General features: G+C 31.3%; 26 protein-coding genes. 3 read left to right on the forward strand and 23 right to left on the reverse strand.

The genetic code is table 11. The features are described from left to right. Positions 1-306 precede the first annotated feature (306 nt). The 4 genes from B7R67_RS07920 to B7R67_RS07935 all read right to left on the reverse strand — a co-directional run bounded on the left by B7R67_RS07920 (position 307) and on the right by B7R67_RS07935 (position 3,818). Complete coding sequence (locus tag B7R67_RS07920) at positions 307-576, reverse strand: stage VI sporulation protein F (protein ID WP_088069219.1); 270 nt, start codon at positions 574-576, stop codon at positions 307-309. 128 nt (positions 577-704) lie between these two features. Next, entirely contained in the window at positions 705-1,742 is a 1,038-nt protein-coding gene (locus tag B7R67_RS07925) for an NAD(P)H-dependent glycerol-3-phosphate dehydrogenase (protein ID WP_088069221.1), read from the reverse strand. Between the two features lie 41 nt (positions 1,743-1,783). Then, positions 1,784-3,094, reverse strand: a complete 1,311-nt coding sequence (gene der / locus B7R67_RS07930; RefSeq protein WP_088069223.1) for a ribosome biogenesis GTPase Der — start codon at positions 3,092-3,094, stop codon at positions 1,784-1,786. A gap of 133 nt (positions 3,095-3,227) precedes the next feature. Then, positions 3,228-3,818, reverse strand: coding sequence for a YphA family membrane protein (locus B7R67_RS07935; protein WP_088069225.1), 591 nt, complete (start codon positions 3,816-3,818; stop codon positions 3,228-3,230). A gap of 127 nt (positions 3,819-3,945) precedes the next feature. Between B7R67_RS07935 and B7R67_RS07940 the strand changes: the two genes are divergently transcribed. After that, a complete protein-coding gene (locus B7R67_RS07940; protein WP_088069227.1) occupies positions 3,946-4,083 on the forward strand; it encodes a YpzI family protein in 138 nt (45 codons plus the stop codon). 70 nt (positions 4,084-4,153) lie between these two features. Here the strand turns inward: B7R67_RS07940 and rpsA are convergent, their stop codons facing one another. From rpsA to B7R67_RS08010, 14 genes are all read right to left on the reverse strand, one after another. After that, positions 4,154-5,275, reverse strand: a complete 1,122-nt coding sequence (rpsA, locus tag B7R67_RS07945) for a 30S ribosomal protein S1 (protein ID WP_088069229.1) — start codon at positions 5,273-5,275, stop codon at positions 4,154-4,156. Between the two features lie 110 nt (positions 5,276-5,385). Then, the gene (gene cmk, locus B7R67_RS07950; protein ID WP_088069231.1) at positions 5,386-6,066 is read right to left on the reverse strand and encodes a (d)CMP kinase; all 681 of its coding nucleotides are present in this window, start codon (positions 6,064-6,066) and stop codon (positions 5,386-5,388) included. 136 nt (positions 6,067-6,202) lie between these two features. Continuing rightward, on the reverse strand, positions 6,203-6,388 hold the full coding sequence (locus tag B7R67_RS07955; RefSeq protein ID WP_088069233.1) for a DUF5359 family protein: 186 nt from the start codon (positions 6,386-6,388) through the stop codon (positions 6,203-6,205). Between the two features lie 67 nt (positions 6,389-6,455). Further along, positions 6,456-7,118 (reverse strand): flagellar brake protein, encoded by a 663-nt coding sequence (locus B7R67_RS07960; RefSeq protein WP_088069235.1) that lies wholly within the window; start codon positions 7,116-7,118, stop codon positions 6,456-6,458. A 317-nt stretch (positions 7,119-7,435) separates the two neighbouring features. Then, a complete protein-coding gene (locus B7R67_RS07965; protein ID WP_088069237.1) occupies positions 7,436-8,404 on the reverse strand; it encodes an asparaginase in 969 nt (322 codons plus the stop codon). Positions 8,405-8,986: 582 nt separating this feature from the next. Beyond that, positions 8,987-9,964 (reverse strand): YpdA family putative bacillithiol disulfide reductase, encoded by a 978-nt coding sequence (locus tag B7R67_RS07970; protein ID WP_088069238.1) that lies wholly within the window; start codon positions 9,962-9,964, stop codon positions 8,987-8,989. 148 nt (positions 9,965-10,112) lie between these two features. Then, the gene (locus B7R67_RS07975; protein WP_088069240.1) at positions 10,113-11,393 is read right to left on the reverse strand and encodes a Glu/Leu/Phe/Val family dehydrogenase; all 1,281 of its coding nucleotides are present in this window, start codon (positions 11,391-11,393) and stop codon (positions 10,113-10,115) included. Positions 11,394-11,632: 239 nt separating this feature from the next. Next, positions 11,633-12,241, reverse strand: coding sequence for a genetic competence negative regulator (locus tag B7R67_RS07980; protein ID WP_088069242.1), 609 nt, complete (start codon positions 12,239-12,241; stop codon positions 11,633-11,635). Positions 12,242-12,317: 76 nt separating this feature from the next. After that, a complete protein-coding gene (locus B7R67_RS07985) occupies positions 12,318-13,226 on the reverse strand; it encodes a MerR family transcriptional regulator (protein ID WP_088069244.1) in 909 nt (302 codons plus the stop codon). 33 nt (positions 13,227-13,259) lie between these two features. Next, positions 13,260-13,928 (reverse strand): metallophosphoesterase family protein, encoded by a 669-nt coding sequence (locus tag B7R67_RS07990; RefSeq protein ID WP_142289531.1) that lies wholly within the window; start codon positions 13,926-13,928, stop codon positions 13,260-13,262. A gap of 374 nt (positions 13,929-14,302) precedes the next feature. Then, complete coding sequence (locus tag B7R67_RS07995) at positions 14,303-14,896, reverse strand: LysM peptidoglycan-binding domain-containing protein (protein ID WP_088069248.1); 594 nt, start codon at positions 14,894-14,896, stop codon at positions 14,303-14,305. Continuing rightward, a complete protein-coding gene (locus B7R67_RS08000; RefSeq protein WP_088069250.1) occupies positions 14,893-15,477 on the reverse strand; it encodes a CPBP family intramembrane glutamic endopeptidase in 585 nt (194 codons plus the stop codon). The genes B7R67_RS07995 and B7R67_RS08000 overlap by 4 nt, the downstream gene beginning before the upstream one ends. 10 nt (positions 15,478-15,487) lie before the next feature. After that, positions 15,488-17,005, reverse strand: a complete 1,518-nt coding sequence (locus B7R67_RS08005; RefSeq protein ID WP_088069252.1) for a RecQ family ATP-dependent DNA helicase — start codon at positions 17,003-17,005, stop codon at positions 15,488-15,490. Next, complete coding sequence (locus B7R67_RS08010) at positions 16,992-18,065, reverse strand: helix-turn-helix domain-containing protein (protein ID WP_088069254.1); 1,074 nt, start codon at positions 18,063-18,065, stop codon at positions 16,992-16,994. The genes B7R67_RS08005 and B7R67_RS08010 overlap by 14 nt, the downstream gene beginning before the upstream one ends. A 320-nt stretch (positions 18,066-18,385) precedes the next feature. Here B7R67_RS08010 and B7R67_RS08015 point away from each other — a divergent pair, with 320 nt between their 5' ends. Next, positions 18,386-18,634, forward strand: coding sequence for a ferredoxin (locus tag B7R67_RS08015; RefSeq protein ID WP_088069256.1), 249 nt, complete (start codon positions 18,386-18,388; stop codon positions 18,632-18,634). A gap of 445 nt (positions 18,635-19,079) precedes the next feature. Here the strand turns inward: B7R67_RS08015 and B7R67_RS08020 are convergent, their stop codons facing one another. The 4 genes from B7R67_RS08020 to B7R67_RS08035 form a co-directional block, all read right to left on the reverse strand. Next, positions 19,080-19,460, reverse strand: a complete 381-nt coding sequence (locus tag B7R67_RS08020) for a VOC family protein (protein WP_088069258.1) — start codon at positions 19,458-19,460, stop codon at positions 19,080-19,082. A 120-nt stretch (positions 19,461-19,580) separates the two neighbouring features. Beyond that, positions 19,581-20,225, reverse strand: coding sequence for a formylglycine-generating enzyme family protein (locus B7R67_RS08025; RefSeq protein WP_208615637.1), 645 nt, complete (start codon positions 20,223-20,225; stop codon positions 19,581-19,583). Between the two features lie 156 nt (positions 20,226-20,381). Next, the gene (locus tag B7R67_RS08030) at positions 20,382-20,582 is read right to left on the reverse strand and encodes a cold-shock protein (protein WP_069032402.1); all 201 of its coding nucleotides are present in this window, start codon (positions 20,580-20,582) and stop codon (positions 20,382-20,384) included. Between the two features lie 95 nt (positions 20,583-20,677). Beyond that, the gene (locus tag B7R67_RS08035) at positions 20,678-20,833 is read right to left on the reverse strand and encodes a DUF3934 domain-containing protein (RefSeq protein WP_088069262.1); all 156 of its coding nucleotides are present in this window, start codon (positions 20,831-20,833) and stop codon (positions 20,678-20,680) included. 185 nt (positions 20,834-21,018) lie between these two features. On the opposite strand from B7R67_RS08035, the gene B7R67_RS08040 reads away from it, so the two are divergent. Beyond that, positions 21,019-22,392 carry a fibronectin type III domain-containing protein gene (locus B7R67_RS08040; protein ID WP_088069264.1) on the forward strand — a complete coding sequence of 458 codons (1,374 nt, stop codon included), beginning with the start codon at positions 21,019-21,021 and terminating at the stop codon, positions 22,390-22,392. Positions 22,393-22,644: 252 nt separating this feature from the next. On the opposite strand, the gene B7R67_RS08045 is transcribed toward B7R67_RS08040, so the two are convergent. Next, entirely contained in the window at positions 22,645-23,214 is a 570-nt protein-coding gene (locus B7R67_RS08045) for an ECF transporter S component (RefSeq protein WP_088069266.1), read from the reverse strand. Between the last annotated feature and the right edge of the window lie 57 nt (positions 23,215-23,271).

Consider the following 23,271-nt stretch of genomic DNA (forward strand, 5'->3'; position numbering starts at 1 on the left):
TTGTCCATTATGGTACATGACTTTACTAACAGCTTTTCTCCTTAAATAAAATTTCACATTGAGGTTTTTATCAAAGTATCCGAGCCCTTTTTTTAAAAGGAACTCGGAAAATCGTCCCTTATAAAACAAAATAAAAAGAAAGAAAAAGTAGAAAGTTATACTCCTTCTTTCTCCGAAGCGAACTGGGGCAATTGCTTCGTTAATTCATCGACTAACACCCACCAGAATACATCCGGTAAAAGTCATTCTATATTATGCGTAAATGTATGATTATGCACTAAATACATCGCTGAAGAATAAGCCCAATTATTTTTGTTTAAACATATTTGTTAATGATTGAAAATCTAATGGCATATTATTTGTTACGATTGCTTGAACAATCTTATCTTCTTTTTCTTTTGAAACTTGACGACCAGTCATTAATGCAATTTGGCGTACTAGTTTTCTTACAGTCGCCTCATCTTTAAAGTTTGCATCTTTTACTGAATCAGCGACTTTAAAAATATCTGATCTACTTACATTTGCCTTCTTTTCGACCTTATCAAAAAAACCATTTGGATTATTATTAGTCACCATTCAAACCTCCTTCTTTTCTATACAACATATGCTATGCAAAAAAAGAAAAATGGTGAAACGCCTATTATAGTCCACGCAAGAAAAAAGCATTAAAAACGTTCGTTGTTTTTAATGCTTTTCATCACTATTTACTCTGTAAGATCACTAATAAAATTTGAAGTACTTTCTCCTTCATGTCGTTTATCCCTTGACATAAGTGCATCTACAGCTAATTTTGGATTTTTATTTTCAAATAATACAGCATATAGTTCATTTACGATTGGCATTTCAACATTCGCTTGTTTTGCTAATTGATATGCAGCTTTCGTTGTTCGAACTCCTTCAACAACCATACCCATATTATTTAAAACTTCATCTAAAGATTGACCTTTTCCTAATAAGTTACCTGCGCGCCAGTTTCGGCTATGAACACTCGTACATGTTACGATTAAGTCGCCCATTCCAGTCAGGCCAGCAAATGTTTGTGTATTTGCACCCATTGCTTTTCCTAATCGTATAATTTCAGCAAGTCCACGGGTCATTAATGCTGCCTTTGCATTGTCTCCATATCCAAGACCGTCAGTAATCCCAGCAGCAAGTGCGATGATATTCTTTAATGCCCCTCCAATTTCCACACCAATTACATCTTCATTCGTATAAACTCGGAAGTAACCATTTGAAAATAACTCTTGAACTTCTCTCGCTTCTCCCATATCAGTAGAAGCTGAAGTTACTGTTGTAGGGTGTCTTAATGCCACTTCTTCTGCATGACTCGGGCCAGATAATACGACTACCGATTTTAAGAATTTAGGATCTAATTCTTCGATAATCATCTCTGAAACACGTTTTGATGTGTCTGGCTCAATCCCTTTACTTGCATGGATAATTGTAACTTCATTTGACAATTCATTATTTAATCTTTGACAAACTTCTCTAATTGCTTTTGTTGGTACAACAAGTAAAATGTATCGAACACCTGTTACAGCATCATTTAAATTATTTGTTGCTTTTAATGAAAGAGGTAATTCAATTTCTGGTAAATATTTTTTGTTTATATGATGTTCATTTATTTCATTAATTTGTTCAGAATTATTTCCCCATAGAGTAACTGCATGTCCATTATCTGATAAAACCATCGCTAAGGCAGTTCCCCAACTTCCAGCACCTAATACAGCAATCTTTTCCAAACTGTACACTCCCTTTCATAAAGAATCCTTATATAAATTAGTTATGCACGCGCACGACCAATAATCTTAATAGGAGAGCCTTCAAAATCAAATGCATCTCGAATACGATTTTCTAGGAATCGCTCGTAACTAAAGTGAAGCAATTCAGGATCATTTACAAAAACAACGAATGTTGGTGGTTTGATTGCTACTTGTGTAGCATAATATACTCTTAATCTTTGACCATTATGAGTTGGTGTTGGATTCATCGCAATCGCATCCATAATTACATCATTAAGTACGTTAGTTGGAACACGTAAACTATGACTTTCACATGCTTTATTGATCATAGGTAATAATGTTTGTGTTCTTTTTTTCGTTTTAGCAGATAAGAATACAATTGGTGCATAGTCTAAGAATTGGAAATGAGCACGAATATTTTCGATAAATTCATTCATCGTTTTTTCATCTTTTTCGACTGCATCCCATTTATTTACTACAATCACCACTGATCTACCTGCTTGATGAGCATAACCAGCGATTTTTTTATCTTGTTCAATAATGCCTTCTTCACCGTCTAATACAACTAAGACGACATCTGATCTCTCAATTGCTCGTAAAGCACGAAGTACACTATATTTTTCAGTACTTTCATATACTTTACCTTTTTTCCTCATACCAGCTGTATCGATGATTACATAATCTTGACCATCTTTTGAGTAAGGTGTATCTACAGCATCACGTGTAGTTCCAGCAACATTACTTACAATTACGCGGTCCTGACCTAATAATGCATTTACTAAAGATGATTTCCCTACGTTTGGTCGTCCAATTAAACTAAATTTAATTGTCTCTTCATCATAGTTATCTTCTGTATTTTCTGGAAAATGCTTTACTACTTCATCTAGTAAGTCACCTAATCCTAATCCATGAGAACCTGAGATTGGAAAAACTTCACCGAAGCCTAATGCATAAAAATCGTAAATATCGCTTCTCATTTCAGGATTATCAACCTTATTAACCGCTAAAACGACTGGCTTTTTTGTTTTATAAAGAATTTTTGCAACCTCTTCATCAGCTGCTGTTACACCTTCACGGCCATTTGTTAAGAAAACAATAACGTCAGCCTCATCAATTGCGATTTCAGCTTGTTGACGAATTTGCTCTAAAAATGGTTCATCTCCAATATCAATACCACCAGTATCGATTAGACTGAATTCCTGATTTAACCATTCTGCTGAACTGTAAATACGATCTCGTGTAACACCTGGAATATCTTCTACTATTGAGATCCTTTCACCCACTATTCTATTAAAAATAGTTGATTTCCCTACATTTGGACGTCCAACTATTGCAACTGTCGGTTTAGACATTTTATTTCATCCTTCCTAGCATAACTATGTACCATTTAAATCATGTAAATGAGTTTTGGTTTTCGTATTAATTTTGATTTATTTAAATAACTTATCTATTTTAACAAAAAATGTGGAAAAAGACCAATTCCCTTTAATTTTTTACTAATTTTCTATTTTTGATCGATATTTTCGAAAAATAAATTGTAAGGTATTTGATACCTAATAGCAATATAATTGAGAAAAATAAAGTATCAAACCATTTTAAATCTCCAATTATATAGTTGAATTTTATAGAGTCAAATGTAATATAATTAAAAATTTCTCCTTGAATTAACCCAATTAAAACATATCTCAACTGCTCATTAAATGATCTACTTAAGAATGATGCTAATAACAGTATGAAAAACGAAATAATGATCATTTCATTGATAAAAAAACTTGCTGGATCATATATCGCTAGCATTGTAATTATGCTATATACCATTCCAATTATTAATCCTTTAAAAAAACTGCCAATTTGTTCAATTAAACCTAATAAACTTAGTTTATAACTAATGATTAAAATCATTGCCAAATAGGCTACATTTACTTCAATTTTAAATAGTTCAATCGTATAAACGGAACAACAAATTAAAAAAAGTAATCCAGTTAAATTAATAAAATACATTTTTGATTTCTTTTGACTAAAGAGTTGTATAAAAACAAATACCCAAGAAGAAATAATAAATATACTACCTTGCACACGATAACCTCCTACTAACTCTAGTATGTAACAATTACTACTTAAAATAATCAAATACAAAAGAAAGTGTATAAGAAATTGAAAATATAACGAATCTATAAATGAGTATATTTTGGAGGTGAAACCTGTGGGAAAAGATCGTCAAGAAAAGAAACTAAGAGAATCAAGAAGAGTTGAATCAGATCGAGATCAAAGCATTCATAATAAAGGTGCTACACGCCTTGATACACCTGAAGAAGCTAGAGAAACAAATCAGCATAACTAACTATAGGGTAACCTTTTCATCAGGCAAGTAACAAAAAAAATCCTTCAGCTATTACGCTGAAGGATTTTTTTTATTTTTTAAATTTATTTAATTTCTCACCAAGTAGTTCACTTAGTTGGAAACCACTATTTTCATTCGGTTGAATGTATTTAGAGATTTCTTCTTGAAGTTCAGCTTCACCAGCTTCTTTAATACTTAATGATAATCTTTTTTCGGTAGGATTAATTTCTAAAATTTTAACTTTTACTTCCTGTCCAACAGATAAAATTTCGTTTGGATTTTTAATATGTTTATCAGCAATTTGAGAAACATGTACTAATCCTTCTATTCCATCTTGAACCTCAACAAATGCACCAAAATTTGTTAAACGTCTTACTTTCCCTTCAACAACCGCATTAACTTTTAAATTATCATTTAACTGATCCCATGGTCCTGGTTTTGTAGCTTTCATTGATAATGCGATACGATTCGTATCTGTATCAATTGACAGAACTTGCACTTTTACAGTATCACCAACAGATACAACTTCTTCAGGCTTTGTCACTCGATTATGAGACATTTGAGATACATGAACTAATCCATCTACACCGCCAATATTAACAAATGCACCAAAGTTTGTTAATCGCTCAACTTTACCTTCAACAATTTGGCCAACTTTAATAGAAGAAAATGCCTGACGACGATTTTCTATTTCATTCTGTTGTTCAACTGCTTTATGGGATAAAATAACACGATTTTTTTCACGGTCTAATTCTTCTACGACAACTTCAATTGATTGGCCAACATAGCTAGCTAAGTCTTCAACAAATTTTTTCGAAACTAGTGAAGCTGGAATAAAACCACGAACTCCTACGTCAGCAATAAGTCCACCATTCACTTGCTCTGTTACAATTACCTCAAACACTTCTTTATTTGCTAATTTTTCTTCTAATTGATCCCAAGCTTTAACGGAGTCCACTGCTCGTTTAGAAAATACGACAGTATCTTCCTCAACTTTAATAACTTTTAATTCAATTTCTTGTCCAACACTTAAAACGTCGTTTACATTTTCAATATGTACATTTGAAATTTCTTTAATTGGAAGAATACCATCTGTTTTTCCACCAAAACCAACAATTGCTTGTTTATCTTCAATTTGCTCAATTACACAAGAGATAATTTCCCCAACTTCCGGCATTACTTTTTCAACCATGTCATATTCCTCCTTATGATTTAAAAAATTGATAGACCAATTTATGTATTGTCCTCTTTTACCTTCTAATAAATAAATAGAAAAGTCAAGAAATGTGTAAAAGTATTTTTCTAAATATTATCAATTTTTCCTTTTACAATTGACAAAATTTCATCAACTACATCATCAATATTCTTAGAAGTCGTATCCAATGAGATCGCATCATCCGCTTTTTTTAATGGTGAAACTTCTCGTTCTGAATCAATGCGGTCCCTAGTAGCGATTTCCGTTTTTAATTGCTCTAGGTCGCTCTCAAATCCATTTTTTAAATTTTCAATATGTCTTCTTTGAGCTCTTTCATCGACTGATGCAATCATAAATATTTTTACTTCTGCATCAACTAAAACATGCGTACCAATATCTCTTCCATCCATAACAACTCCACCATTAGCCGCATATTGGCGCTGTAATTCAACCATTTTTTCACGAACTAAACTATGTTTCGCAACAAATGAAACATTTCTTGTAACTTCTGGCGTTCTGATTGGCTCTGTAACATCTACTTCATCAATAAATACTTTTTGAATACCTTCTTCAGGAATAAGTTTTATCTCAATCTTAGAAAGTAATTCGTTTAATTCTTTTTCATTATTAACATCAATATTATTTTGAATTGCTTTAAACGTTAGTGCTCGGTACATCGCACCTGTATCAATATAAATATATCCTAATTTTTTGGCAATAATCTTTGCAACTGTGCTCTTTCCGGCAGCTGCAGGACCATCTATTGCTATACTAATTTTTTTACTCATAAATCCTCCTACATAAAAAAAGTGCTACTTAAATAGCAACTTAATCTTATCATGTCCTAAAAATAATAATTCAAATAAAAATAAAGCAGGCTAGCCTGCTTTACTTTATATTACCACATGATTTAGTTGAATTCATCTATTTACCTATATGATTATAGACTTCTCTTGTTACATCCTTGGCTTTTTGAGTAACTCCTTCATACAATTCAATCTTCGTTAAATAGACTGAAAGATTCGGAATTGACAATAAAAATTGACTCAAGACTAAACAAAATAGTTGAATGATAATTAATTTAAAAAGTATTCGCTCAATTCGTTTCATATATAATTCATACCCTTTTTATTAACAGTATGAAATAATCGAACTAATTTTATACACTATTTAGAATTTAATTTTTTATTCCTTTTCTACGATGCTTCAACTGCTGATCAAATGAAAATTGAATTAAAGATTGTCTTTGAATTGGTGATAAACCATCAAATTCCAATGAAATTTTATGCTTATCTTCTACGACTTCTTCATTTACTCGAATAATATGTGCTTTTGTAGTAATATAGCGATTTGTCTCACCTTCAAAGGGTAAAACTAACCATAATAAAATTGTTTTCCCTAAAATCATCTGCTTATCTTTAGGTGCTAACAATGCGATTCCACCTGCACTTATGTCAAGGCTCGTGGATGTAAACGGTGTAAATTCATCAAATAAAGGATGAACCGCTACATCGATTTGACTTGGAACTCGTACAAATCGTCTTCTTTGAGTTTGTTGAAGTGCATCAACACCTGGAAAAGATATCACAATAACAGGTATTTCGATTTTTTTTCTTCCTAATATTGAAGTATAAAATGTAAATACATTATTTTCCTTTGTCACAATGTAAGCTTTTAGTGTTTGATTATTTAATAAAAATGATGTTTTACCTGTACTCTCATCGAATGGGTAATCAATATAAATTTCTTCATTCTTGACTTCGACGATTTTTGATTTGTATCGTTTTACTTCTTTTGCATCAATATCCTCTAATAAAAGTACATCTCCTACATTTAGCATTGCATCCTCCCAAACTACTTTTCACATTAAATCAATTGCATTTTACAAATATGTATTTAGATATAATTCTAGTATAAAGGAAGATTTTGGTTTAGTATATGTAGATTTTTCATAATTTTTCAACCTTTTAATTTTTTCACGAACGAATAGACCTTATATTCACATGTTTAATAGATAAAATGACTTTATATTTCGATTAGCATTCAATCCGAAGCAAACATAAAGAAAAAACGTGCAATGCACGTTTTTCACAAAATGATCGTTAATAAATCCGGCTTTTTCTTACGAATAAACCGAAAATAGGAACAAAGATCTTATTATTTCGTAAAACCTTCATGAATATTTTCGATATCAGATGCTAGCATAACCGTCAATTTAATTCTTGCTTTTTTACTATCATAATCTTTACCAAGAATAACGCCTTTATTAACTAGATCATAAGCACTACCGAAATAGTCATATGTCGGATATACTTCGCCTTCCTCAGAACTTGTCGTAATCACAACTTTTATGCCCTTTTTAACAGCATTTTCAATTTCTTCAGTCATATAAGGAGATACTTGTCCTCTTCCTACTCCCTCTAAAATGATACCTTTGGCACCATTTTCTACTGCTGCTTTAATTAAATAACCTTTTGCTTCAATATAACATTTTATAATGTCAACTTGAGGTAGATTACTTGTAACTTTGTATTTATCTTTCAAAACTGGTTTTTGATAAATATGGACCTTATCATTATCAATAATCCCTAAGTATCCAAAACCAAATACGTTAAATCCTTGAATATTTGATGCATGTTCTTTCTTTACATATTTAGCAGTGAAAATTCGTTCATTAAAAACTACTACCGTCCCAACATTTCTAGCAGATTCATCAGAAGCAGTATAGATTGCATGTCTTAAATTAATAAAAGCATCAGTACCTAGTTCACCTGGTGATCTTTGCGAGCCTGTGATAACTACTGGACGACTATCATCAATTGTTAAATCTAAGAAGTAAGATGTTTCTTCTAACGAATCCGTACCATGAGTTACAACGATTCCATCGATCGTTTCATCTTCAAAGTATTCTTCAATCTTATTTTTTAGATTCATCCAATGTTCAAAGCCTATGTGCATACTAGGAACTTGGAATAAAGAATCTACAATAACGTTGATATCTTTTGGTAAGTTAAGCATATCTGCAATTTCTTGGCCTGATAATGCTCCAGAATCTAGCTTTCCAGATTCTGCGTTTGGTTTACTTGCGATTGTTCCACCTGTTGTTATTAATACTACTTTTTTCATTTCAGCACACCCCGTTTCACAAATAAAATTATATCATTTAAAAATTATCCTAGTAAACAGAAATCCTTTTTATAAATTAATTTAGCACCAAAAAATTAAAAACAGAAAAAATAAAACAAAACAAAAAAAACGTAGCTTTACTACGTTTTACGCTCTTGAAAAATAATCTTGTCAAATAACTATCAAATTTTTGTAAAGGGAGTTGAGTGATGTTCATTTCCACTACAGTATGCTCGCTTTCCATGGGGCGAAACCTGAGCCTCCTCGGCAAGCCTGCGGGGTCTCAGCCTTTCCACATTTCCCATAGGAGTCGAGCATCCTTTCGTTCCAATCAACTCATTCATCAAGATAAGTATTCATTAAGAAACTATTAAATATCCTTTAAATAGAACAAATTACTAATCAGTTTAAAATTCTTTTTTCTAAAAATTAGTATTTAATATTTTAAACTAATGTGAAAAAAATCATAGTAATGATTTGGGTTTGATAGTGTTATAAATATTGCTCAAAACAGATTAAGTTGACAAAGTGTCATAAAAGAAAGAAAACGAAGTAAAGCCAAGTTTATCAATTAAAATCTTTTCAAACAAATTTAGTTGAAAGATGATTTGCAATTAAATCACCATGGAAACGACCATTTTCTATAAAAATCTCGTTTGCATTATTTCCAGCAGCAATTACGCCTGCAATATAGATCCCTTCTATATTTGTTTCCATTGAGTCTGGATTAAATAACGGGCGTCCCGTTTCATCATCGACTTTAACTCCCATACTTTTAATTAACGTATGATCAGGATGGTAGCCAGTCATTGCAAATACATAGTCATTCTCAATTTCGAATTGTTTTCCATTTTGCTCATATACTACTGATTTCTCTTTAATTTCTATAATGTTTGCATTAAATTCCATTTTTATCTCTTCTGAACGGACAAGTGCTTCAAATTCTGGTAATACCCACGGTTTAATACTTGGTGAATAAGCATTCCCTCGGTAAAGAACAGTAACTTCTGCACCACATTTTTCTAATTCTAGTGCTGCATCGACACTTGAGTTCTTGCCACCTATAACAACAACCTTTTGATTAAAATGCTTATGACCTTCAAAGAAATAATGTGAAACCTTATCAAGTTGTTCTCCAGGTACTGATAAATAGTTTGGTTGATCGTAATAACCAGTTGCAACGATTACTGCATTTGCTTCGTATCGTTTTTCCTGGCCACCAGCTGTAACTGATTCAATCACAAAGTTTTGTTGATTTGTGACTTTCTTCACTTCTTCAAATGAATGAATATTTATATTATTTCGTTTTACAACATCCCGGTAATAAGCTAATGCCTGGTGCTTTTTAGGTTTTCTTCCTTCAATAATAAAGGGTATGTTTCCCACTTCCAATTTTTCACTTGTACTAAAAAATGTTTGATGCGTTGGAAAACGACTGAGGGTATGAACTATATTACCTTTTTCAATAATTAATGCAGATATTCCTTTATTTTTCAGAGCTAAATAAGCTGCAATACCACAAGGTCCTCCGCCAATGATTATAGCTTCAAATTTTTCCATTTGTAACATCTCCAATTAACTCAGTCTTAGTTATATTTACTATTTCTATTTTACGGAAAATATTCTTTTTGTCTAATTTTAGCTAATAAAAAAACAAGATGGGAAAATCCCACCTTGTTTCATAATGTATCATATTGAAAAATTTAGTTTATACCCAGCCTCTGAATCTGCTAGCTTCAGCCATTTTACGAGCACCAACCATATAAGCTGCTAAACGCATATTTACTTTTCTATTTACACTTGTTTCATAAATATTATTAAACGAGCGAACCATTACTTTTTCTAATCTTTCTTCAACTTCTTCTTCAGTCCAGTAATAACCTTGGTTATTTTGAACCCATTCAAAGTAAGAAACTGTTACGCCACCTGCGCTTGCTAATACGTCTGGTACTAATAAAATACCACGCTCTGTTAAAATCTTAGTAGCTTCAAGTGTTGTCGGTCCATTAGCAGCTTCAACTACAATACTTGCTTTAATATTATGAGCATTATCTTTCGTAATTTGGTTTTCAATCGCTGCTGGAACTAATATATCACAATCTAATTCTAATAATTCTTTATTTGAAATTGTATTATTAAATAACTTAGTAATTGTACCAAAGCTATCTCTACGATCTAATAAATAATCGATATCTAATCCATTTGGATCATGAAGAGCACCATATGCATCAGAAATGCCGATAACTTTCGCACCAGCATCATGCATAAATTTCGCTAAGAAGCTACCTGCATTACCAAAACCTTGGATCACTACACGTGCACCTTCTAAGTTAATACCTTTACGCTTTGCAGCTTCACGAATTACAATTGTTACACCTTTAGCTGTGGCAGTTTCACGTCCGTGAGATCCACCTAGTACTAACGGCTTACCTGTAATAAAACCAGGAGAGTTAAATTCATCTATTCTAGAATATTCATCCATCATCCAAGCCATAATTTGCGAGTTTGTAAATACGTCTGGAGCTGGAATATCTTTAGTTGGTCCAACAATTTGGCTAATTGCACGAACATAACCGCGGCTAAGTCTTTCTAACTCACGGAATGACATATCACGTGGATCACAAATGATTCCACCTTTACCTCCACCATACGGTAAATCTACAATTCCACATTTTAAGCTCATCCAGATTGAAAGTGCTTTAACTTCATTTTCTGTAACATTCGGATGGAATCGGATACCACCTTTTGTAGGTCCAACTGCATCATTATGTTGAGCTCTGTAACCAGTGAAAATTTTCACTTGTCCATCATCCATACGAACCGGAATTTTAACAGTCATCATACGAACCGGTTCTTTTAAAAGTTCGTACATTTCATTTGAATATCCTAATTTTTCTAACGCTTCTTTAATAACTATTTGTGTAGGCGCTAGTACGTCTAAATGTTCTTCAGTGTTGCTATTTTTCTCTGTAGATTTCTCGGCAACCATTGTAAACCCCCTAGAAATTTGAACTATGAAAAAATTCATTCATTCTGAAATTAGTATACAACTTTCAATCCCATTTTGAAAGTTATAAACACATAGAAAACAAAATATAATATTCAATTGTTGTAAGCGTTTTCTAAGGACATTATACTCCTATTTACAAAGTTTGAAAAGGAAAGAATACTAATAAATACCAGATATTAATAAAAAATTTACAAAAGAAAAAAACCTCTCATAGAAATTTATTGAGAGGTCTTCTTTTTAACGAAATAAAAATGTAATTGTTCAATTGCATTTTCAGAGATTAGCTCTTTACCATATTCAATTATACGATAGATCGTTCTAGTGGAAGGATTTCCATATTCCGCTAATATCGCATAAAACGTCTCTCGATCTAGCCTTCCAATCTCATGCTCTTCAAACTTTAAATAAAATGTATTTTCAAACGAAAACAATCTTCCACCAACAGCATTACATGAAACCAATTTCTCAGAGAGTAGGATTAGATCTTCTAAAGTAGAAAACTCGTACAATATATGTTCGCTTTCATCAAGGATTACTTCCATTGAGATAAAATCGTCTTGAAATTCATCTTCTTCCTCTTCAATTTCATCGGATTTTGTTACAATCACAACCATACCTTGAGCTTGAAGGGAAAATACTTCAACCGATACTTTTCCATCTACTTCGAAACCTAGTTCCACGCTAGCCTCATGCATCATATCTTGAAAAAGTTGTTGAACTTTTGGTGCATTGTACCACAAGTCTTCTTTTGTAAGACCACGTTCTGATAAATCATCAGATGTAAGAAAAACTTTTATTTTATTGTAGTTCAACCGTTCCAACCTCATGAACTAGCCTCCTTGCTGCATTTACCATAGTACAGTTTATGTTTTAATATAATTTTGGTGATTCTAAAGTAAGAAATCATTTATAATTAAAATTCTGCTTTAACCATTCATCCCAGTTTGATTGGTGACTTCCTACATAAAAATCTTGAATCGAATCCATTATCGGACTATCACAAGTCGAAACTGCATGACCACCAATTCCAATGATAATATCTGGTTTTATTTTCTTGATCGTTATTGCTAGATCAATTGTTTTCTTTAGATTTTCTTTTAGTGTACATGACATGATAAATCCTGCTGGCTTCACTTCATTCATTACTTGTTCAACCTCATTTGAATCGATAGAAGCTCCTAAGTAAATGACCTGAAAACCAATTCTTCTTAAATAAATCGTAAAGATTAATAAGCCTAATTCATGTTTTTCTTCTGGTCCACAAACTGCAATTAACTTTGGCAAATGTTTATTATTCGGTAGATTTTGGTAAATCATCCCTAATCTTGTTCTTAAAAATGAAGTTGCAAAATGTTCATGCGCACTAGTAATTTCACCGTTACGAAATTTATCCCCTATTAAAATAAAAACCTTAGAAATTATTTTGAATAGTACTTTATCCACCGAAAATAAACTAAATGCTTCATTCACATAGTTATGGGCATCACTTTCTTCAAAAGTTAATAATGAAGAAACAATTTGATTCACAAGTGCATCCGATTGCAAATTTTCATTGAATGATTGATCTTTTGTTGAATTATGCCCTTTTGCTTCATATAAATTAATTGCTTGTCCAATTGTAAAACCTTCATTCACTTTTTGAACAAGCCACTTTAATATAAATACATGTTCTTCTGTATAAAGTCGATGGCCAGCATCATTTCGTACAGGACTTATAATGTTATATCTTCTTTCCCAAGCTCTTAATGTACCCGGTAAAATCCCTACGATATTTGAGATTGCTTTTATATTGTATTTTCCTATTTGGGCCAATTTACTTTCCTCCTGCATGTAAACAAGAAACAGTTACTTTAGTACTTCAAAGTTTATAATTGATACTGTGTTTTGTTTTCGAATTCCTATTTTGTTATGTAGCTCCAAATATATCGTTTTTTGATTTCGATTTCCATTTAATTGACTACTTTCAAACAGATAAACTTGAATACTTTCAAAATTTTTTGTTTTGCTATCTAATACTTCTGAATGACTTACTAAAATATTAAGATGATCATCATAACAACCATCAAGTGCAAAGTTCAAATTATCTCGATTGGTTTTTATATCATCTAAACCAATGATGGAAAATTTTGTGCCATTTTCTGTTTCAAATGAAGCATTCGAATTTTCTAGAATCGCAACTTTACAATCAAGTAATAGAGCATTTAAATCCCTATAATTTCCACTATAATCGATATCACTCCATATAAAATAGACTGGAGCGATTGATGAAAGGAACTTAATATTTTCATCATTATATTTTTTAGACTTCTTTTTTGAATATCCACTTAAAAGGATAATCGTATTATGATTACAAATTGTTTCAATTTCACTTAATTTACGTTGAAAATCACCTATATTTGGAATCCAAATAAATTGGATTGATTTTAATGATTCATCGATTTCGTTTATTTCTATTTTTTTATAGATTATTTCTAACTGTCTATTTCGATATAACATTAGGATCGTTGCGATCACTATCATTAAACCAATAAATAATATCAATACTACTATTTTAATATCCCCCTTGTTTCAAAACCGTGTCTCTTATCTTAATACTCAGAATGACTGTTATTTTAAACGATTCCCTTCCATCTTTCTCTTTTTATTATTATACAAAAACTAATCGGAATTGAAAAATTTAAACGATAAAGAAAACTTACCGTTTGGAAGCAGCCTTTATGCGAAGATAGAGACTTAGTTGCACTTATACTTAATACTTAAAATCGGCACTACGTCGAGTTTTCTAAACCGCTAAGAATCTATACATTCTAAATGTGTTAAAAAAACTTATGCCCTTAGGATAAATGGACATAAGTTTATTAAAATGATTAGATCACTTAAACTATAACCTATTTATCCATGTCTACATTTAAAGGTATTTTTAAAATTTGACCCGGAGTTAATTGGATACTTTCTAAGTGATTAGCATCTTGTATAATTTCTTCTCCATCTCGATTACCATAATATTTCATCGAAATCGTAAATAATGTTTCTCCTCTTTGTACTTGATGGGTTGTTTCTTTTACACCCTCTGTCTCACTAGAATTTTTTATAGGATTTTCTTCATTTTTATTCGTATTTTTTAAAGGTGGGTTAACTTGATTATTGTTATCATTTTTTTTTGATTTTTCAGTGGTAGCAATTTTTACTTTTTCGAATTTATTTGAAGGGACAATTAAGCTACCTTTTTCAGTAAAAATTTTATCATACTTGCTGTCAACGAACTTAACTACTCCAAAAGGAAGTAAGATAAAAATTAAAACTAATATTGTTATTAATGGATATTTTAATTTCCACCATGGTCTTCGTTCATCTTCTTTTCTTTTGATCGACTCACTTCTCGGTGGTAAGTTTAGGATATCTTCTGATTGCCTTTGATTCTTTTTATTTTTTATTTTTCTACTTAATCCTGATGTGCTTTCATCTTGAAGTTTTTTCTTCATACTTCCTCTTCACTTTCTAAACTTAATTTCATATACATTCCTAAAACATAATCTAGAATAAAATGTGCGATAAATACGACGATAATATTATTTGTTCGCATAAATAAATAGCCGATAAAAAAACTTTCAATTAATACAATAATAAATAATATTGGCTTCTTTACGTAGCGAAAATGAACAAGTGCAAAAATGATTGATGCAATGACAAGTCCAAATTTAGCTTGAAAAAATCCCCTAAAAAATAACTCTTCTGATAAAGCGATGAGAATACAAAGAAGTGTCATTTCAAAAATAGAAAGTGACGTAAAAAATCTTTTATTGAATCCTCCATCATCTAATAATCGTTCTGGTATCGTATAATTTAATAAAATATTAAATAAAACAAGAGAAAACCCAGCACCAAATCCATATAAATAAGTTCGATAATTTTTCAATTCACTTAAGTTATTCATAAATTGATCTATACCAATAAAGAATACGATACAAAAAATAGCAATGACTAAAATGATTAATTGTGTCCCATAAACACTTTTCTTTAAGTTGTTTATCGAAATTTCTTTACGGTTTAATTCACTCTCCATATTCGATTCCTCACAGCCCCAATTTATTTCTCAACTCTTCTTCCCATGAATAAACGGTTAGTTTTTCAAATTTCATTTTATGATTTGTACAATATTCATCAAAAGAAATGCCACATATAGAACAACAATTTTTTGGTCTTTCCAGTAATCTCTCATCAAATACCGAAAGATAGTTTTCTCTATAACAAATCGTTGAATTAAGAAAATCAAGCATTGTTTTTAATTTTAGGTATTTCAATTTTTTCCGCTCTGAAATTAATCTTTTAATAGATTCAACTATCGAACGATTCATTCTATCAATAAACAATTGATCATTTTCAATCATATGATATTTAACCATTTCAGAATAAAGTGAAGTCCATTGTATTTCGCTAAATTGAAAAACTGATTTCCAATTCGAAAGTAAACCATCAGTTAATTTTATCGGATTTTCTTCCATTCTATTTATGTAGGTTAGAAAAGACTCGACTTGATTTACAGTAAGTATTTCATCTTCTATTAATCTCAATGGCAATTCATGATCCTCTTCACTAACAAATAAAATAGCTATACTAGCGTCGCCATCTCGACCAGCTCGACCAATTTCTTGCAGGTAGTTTTCAATATTTGATGGATATTGAAAATGAATAATAAAGCGAACATTGGGTTTATTTATCCCCATTCCAAATGCACTTGTACATACAATAATGTCAATTTGATTTAGAATAAACTGCTGTTGAATTAAAATTCTCTGTTCGTGTTCCATTCCGCCATGGTAATAAGCTACTCGACAACTTAACTTTTCACGTATGATATGTGAAATTTTCTCGCACATAGCTCTTGTTCCACAATAGATGATTCCCGGTCCAGATAATTCAGTTAAATATTCCGTTAATTTATTAATTTTCACTTCATCTGATTCAACTTTTTCGATTTGAATCGCAATATTTTCCCTATTTACAGAATTAATATATTTTTGAACATGTTCTAATTGAAGTGTTTCAATTATTTCATCTCGAACATTTTTTGTCGCAGTTGCAGTTAATGCAAGAACAGTTGGATTATTTAATCTTTGCCTAATATCACCTAAACTTTTATACTCTGGTCTAAAATCATGTCCCCATTGTGAAATGCAATGAGCTTCATCAACAACAAATAAGGAAATAGTTACTTCTGAAAGCTTTTGTATTAACAATTGATTTTGTAACATTTCTGGTGAGACAAATATATATTTGTAACTTTTTATATTATTTAATAAGTATCTTTTTTGTTCAAAACTTCTAAAGCTATTTAAAGCGATTACTCTTTTATCGCCAAATGCTTTAATTTGCTCTACTTGATCTTCCATAAGTGATAGTAAAGGGGAAACAATTATAACAACTCCTGGTAATAGAAGACCCGTCAATTGATATAATAATGACTTACCTCCCCCAGTTGGAAGCATAGCTAGTACATTTTTTGAGTTCAATAAATCAATTATAATTTCCTTTTGATTATTCCTAAATGATGTATAGCCGAACTTTTCATATAATACATTATTTAGGTCCATGTATATCCCCCATTCTTGCAAGCGTTATACGAATTTGAAAATAAGATACTTCATTCAACAAAGCCTCTTTAATGATTTTTAATTTCCTTGTATTTAGCTCTAAAATTTTATTTTTTATCATTGTATACTGTTCATTTGTAATAAATTGGTCAATCGGGAAACGTTTATCACTTATTACACACTCAACAATATGATCTTCAATTGTACTAATCTTTAATTTTCGGATATGTGCGATATCTTGAATTGATTTACCCTCTGTAAATAATCGCTTTGTTTCAATTGAAGTATTTGTTATATTTGCATTTTTATCTCCTTGGACAAAACGACTTAAGAAAGGAAAATCATTTTTATTTTCAATTAATATGAAAAGAATGTGATGTAATACATTTATTGATTTTATATAAGTTGTTTCTACATTTATTTTATTTTCTGATGCAATCTGCTCTAATGTCATTCCATATGAATTTGCTCCAGATAATCGATTCACAAATAACAAAGCATCATCGTCACTTAACTGTTTTAAAATTTTATGTAATTCTTCGTAAAAATGATTAACTAAAATATTCTTACTTCCTTTATAACTTAATAATTCCTTCTTAACCCATTCTTGAGTATCCTGATCCTGAATTACCGCTCTAAAATATTTTACATTCATATTCAAATTTGAAATAGTTTGAAAGAATAATGTGAATCTTTTCCAAAAAACTTTTTGAATACTATTAAAGCGTAGTCCGTTTAAATAAGTATATTCATTAAATTGTAAATCCACATTTTCTAAATACTTAATCCCATTACTATTTATTAAATAGGTATTATTATTTTCATATTGAATGATGTATCCATTTTTCTCTAATCGATAAACTAAGTCACTCATATTCTGTTGAGTAAGGAATTGAAAAAGCCCAAAAAATGATGTTACGCGATAAAAATGTGAGTCTTGAATGATTTGTGCACTTTGTTTACCTCTTAATAAATGTGTAATCCCTTGGATTGTTCGTTCTCCATTATATCGATGAATTAAATAGAGTATGATTTCTTCTAGAACTGATAGTTTAATCATCGTAATCCTCTCAAAAACATTATTCTCATTAATATATTTGAATATTTTTCACTTATAATTAATAGTATAAAGTAGTGGTATTAATTTTTTTCTTCATAGTTTTTATTTCTTCTAGCTTATCATATGTATCAATAAGCTAACCATTTTTATCGAATAAAAAAGATTATTTATTTTATTTGAGATTTCATCATTTCTCGTTTTTTTCAAAACCTGGTACAATTATATTGAAAAGTTTTGGAAACCGTTTTAAAATGTTTACAGGTACATTACAAAAATAGTATCTGTAACAAAAACAGGGAATAATTTGGGAGGTCAACACAATGGCAAAATATACAATCGTTGATAAAGACACTTGTATCGCATGTGGCGCTTGTGGCGCAGCTGCACCTGATATCTATGACTATGATGATGAGGGGATTGCATACGTTACTCTAGATGATAACCAAGGAATCGTTGAAATTCCAGACGTATTAATCGATGACATGATGGATGCATTTGAAGGATGCCCAACAGACTCTATCAAAGTTGCTGACGAAGCATTTGACGGAGACGCTTTAAAATTCGAATAGTAAAAACTGCGACGAAGTTATTTCGTCGCTTTTTTTATTTATCTCTTGCCACTTCATCTAAACCATTAATATGGTTCTTAAGAAAGAAGGTTGATTTCCGTTCCAGGATGCTCGATTTCTTAAGAGCAGGAACAAGGAAAAGCAGGAGAAAGGAGAAGATATAAAAAACAGCTTAAGAGATGTCCTTTATGTTTTCCTGTCTTTCCTATCTTTCCTGCCTTTCCTGCCTTTCCTGTATTTAAAATATGAATAGTACGATTCGAATTAGAAATTAAATAATTAAAAAACATAAACAAGCTATTTTAACTTAATTTAATATAAAAGCTTTAAATCTTCTTTTTGAACCGAATACCACTAACCACTTTATTAAATTAAAATTTTCATTAACATAAAAAAATCGACTAAAAGTCGATTGTGATTTCCAACTAAAGCATGCGTAATTGAATTAGATAGTTAACTCTATCATATTACCTTCTGGATCTTCTATTACACTCTCAAAATATCCATCACCTGTGACACGTGGATTACTAACAATGTGGTATCCATCTTCTTTAAGTCTTGCTGTCATTTGATTAACAGCATCCATACTACCTAAAGAGATAGCTATATGAGCCCAGCCCAATTGTTCACTATTATTTTTTTGATCAACACCTACTTTACGCATAATTTCTAATCTTGCTCCTGTTTTAAAAGTTAGAAAATAAGATTCAAACTTTTTTATACGATTGTGATATTTACTGTTTGATTGGCAGTTAAAATATTTTTCATAAAATTCTTTCATCCGTTCCAAATCATTTACCCAAATAGCTACATGTTCTATTTGCATATTTTTCACACCCCATCTGTTACTTATCTTCCAAACTTAATAGTATCTTTCAATTCATTTTTTAAAATCTATTTGCTCATTAGCGAAGAGAAAAATTTTAAAAATATTTATTATAATCAGTTAGAAAGACTGAGCAATACGGAATCCAAGGTCGTCTATTCTAAATGTTGGATGGCTACGACGGCGACATGTGGCTCCACATCCTCTGGCTACCTCAGCCCAGCTACCACCACGAAAAATTCGATAGGAACCGTATACTTCTTCATCATATAAATCCCAACACCACTCCCAAACATTCCCTAACATATCAAATAAACCCCATGCATTTGGTTCTTTTCTACCTACTTCATTGATCGTACCACCTGAATTTTCTTTATACCAAGCAATTTCATCTAGCTCTCCGTATCTATACCCAGTTGTCCCTGCTTTACATGCATATTGCCACTCTGCTTCTGATGGAAGCCTATAGCCATTAGAACTCCAATCACAAATTATGTTTTCACCATCATTACTCATAAAATAACACTCATCCAAACCAGCCTTTTTGGAAAGTAGATTACAAAAAGAAATAGCATCATTCCAAGAAATATTCACAACTGGTTTAAGATCACTGTCAAAAGAAATAGATGAATCATTTAAAATAGCATTATATAGACTCATATTTACTGGATAACGGGCAAGTAGAAATGGCTTTATCTTTGTTTTCCATTTGCTTTTTATACGATCATCTCTTAATTCAATTTCTCCCTCTGGGATTCTTACCATTTGATCGTCAATGAAACTCTTTATTTCAATTGACACTACTTTCCCCCCTAATTATTATATTTTTGATGATTTTTATAACTACTTTCAGAGATATCTAACCATGAAGAAATAAAAAAAGCCAGATTCTACTTGATAGAATCTGACTTTTTTAGTTAATTATGCTTTTTTAACATTCGTTGCTTGTGGTCCGCGTTGTCCTTGTTCTACTTCAAATGTAACTGCTTGACCTTCATCTAATGATTTAAAACCATCAGTTTGGATTGCTGAGAAGTGAACGAATACATCATCACCGTTTTCACGCTCGATGAATCCAAAACCTTTTTCTGCATTAAACCATTTTACTTTACCATGTTCCATTATTGTTACCTCCTTGTGTGATATACACACTATGTAATAATTTAATTTTAACAATAAAAGCAAAGATAATCAAATTCATCTGAAATAAATTTCAATTATTTGTTCACGTCTTTGCTATCTTCCCTATTTTTAGTGCCCTTACTTACATATGGTTTCGCACTTTTTGCTTTTCTAGCACTTGCTTGCCATCTATTCCAACCTTTCTTATCTGTTCCTCTACCTGTTCCGCCCTTACCTTTAGCTTTACTCATCTAAACACCTCAATCATATTATACACTAAGCAATGAATAGGTTTTAATTTTATCCAAAGAAATGAAGTGCTAAACATGAATAATGCTATTGTCCCCAATTACAAAATCACTATTTTTAGATTAAAAATCCATTAAGAAGTTTTAACAAACTCAAGTAGAATTATGATATATTGATGGAGGAGAGGATGATAGAGATGAAAAACATAAAATTAATCACGGCAGCAGCACTTTCATTTTCATTAATTAGTTTCAGTGGTAAAGTTTTGGCAGAAGAGGGAGACTATGTAAACCCTGGACCAATTAAAAATTTACAAGAAACGCACACTGATCATCAAGTAAAGCTTACTTGGGAACCAGCAGAACACCCTGATGGTGGTTATACTATATACCGAGATGGTGTTTTTTTTGCTAGTACAAACGAAACAACTTATGTAGATGATTCATTGAACGAACAATCATCGTATCAGTTTTCAATTTATGCGGTCGGTCCAAATAGTGAAGCTGGTGAAGAAACCAAAATCAATGTGACGACTAATAAAGATATCACAGCACCTAGTAATGTTGTAAATATCAAATATGATACAATTAATAAAGCAGCATACATAACATGGAATGCACCAAAAGAACGTGATTTTGCTGGATTAGCATTATATGATGAAGACGGAGAATTCATTACAGATGTTGATGCACAAGACAATGAAATCTATTTCTATGATTTAGATCGAAATACTCATTATACATTTTATGGGTTCAGTTTTGATAAATCTGGGAATGAACAATCAGAAGAAGACGGAGTAGTTTTTGAATTTGCAACTACTAATGATTCAATTGCACCAAAAGAAGCAATTCAAACAGGTGCAAGTAGAGTTGGCGAAAATATCGTTTACTCTTGGAAAAATCCAACTGATGCTGATTTCGATGCAGTGAAATTAACATTACCAAATGGTAACAAAGTAGTATTAGACAACGGTGAAACAAGTTATACATATAAGCCGACGAATTTTACAACGATTCAAAGTGTTATAATTCAATCAATTGATTGGAATGGCAATATATCAAAAGGTTCAACAATGATTTGGGAAGATCCAAGTCGCCCACCAGTTGAAGCGAAAAATATCAAATTTAAAGATGTAAATGGTGTGATTACAGTGACCTTTACACCAGCAAATGAGTATGATTACAAACAAACAGAAGTAACACTGCCGAACGGAAAACGAATTTTCGTTCCAAAAGGAAAGTCATCGTTTACTTATAGTGACCCTACTTCTGTCGGAAAAACTTATGCTTTTACATTTAAAAGTGTTGATGCAGTTGAAAACAAATCAAAAGGAATCAAAGCAACATTCACACCAAAAGCAATCACTGTAAATAAAACGATGACAATCAAATCAAATGCGAATATGAGAACAACCCCTTCGGCTACTGGAAAGAAAATGATGGTGGTTCAAAAAAGTAAAAAAGTGTATGTATACAGTAAAGGTTATGGCACGAAACGTGAATACTCATACATTAAATACGGTACGAAAAAAGGTTATGTATTAACTTCTTTATTAAAATAACTTTATTAAAATAAAAAAATGAAATAGAAACCTCTAAATGGTTTCTTTTTTTATACATATTTTTTAAAGTGTATTTTCAATTGACTTAATATTAATTTAGAAAGCCCTTTTGCGAACTTTTTATGACGAGGAGGCTCAGGTCCACGCCCCATGGAAAGCCAGCATCCTGTAGTGGAAATCAACGTTCTTATAATTAAAAATAAAGATAAACAAAAAAGCGTCTACTTTAACTAAGTAGACACTTTCATTTATTTATACGTTATGAACATTCATTCTTTGATTTAACCAAACCTTTAATTTAGGGAATAATACTAAGAATAAGATCATAATTAAAAGTCCCTTAATCGCATTAAATGGCATAATCGAAGTTACGATTACTTCATTTGGTAAGCTAAAATTCATGAAATGTGCATATGCAGGTAAGAAAACAAAATAATTTAATAAGCTTAAAATTCCTGTCATCACTACTGTACCAACAATTAAACCAAGTGTTAATCCTTTTACAGTACGATATTTTCTGAAGAAATAAGAAGCAGGTAAAATGTATAATACTCCTGCACTAAAATTAGCAAATTCTCCAATTGGCACACCCGTCATACTACCATTAATAACGTAATGAAGAATGTTTTTAATTAACTCTACTCCTACCCCAGCTAATGGTCCAAAAACAATTGCACCAATTAAAGCTGGAACCTCACTAAAGTCGATTTGTAGCCAAACCGGAAATGCAGGAAGTGGAAAATCCAGCATCATTAATAGATACGAAATACTACTTAGCATTGCTACTACTACCATTTTATTTACTTTGTTACGTTGTTGCATATTACCTCTCTCCTTTTTCCCGATCTTATCAAGAAAAATGAAAGGTTCGCTTAATTA

The organism is Gottfriedia luciferensis, assembly GCF_002156865.1.
Taxonomy (GTDB): Bacteria; Bacillota; Bacilli; order Bacillales; family Bacillaceae_G; genus Gottfriedia; species Gottfriedia luciferensis.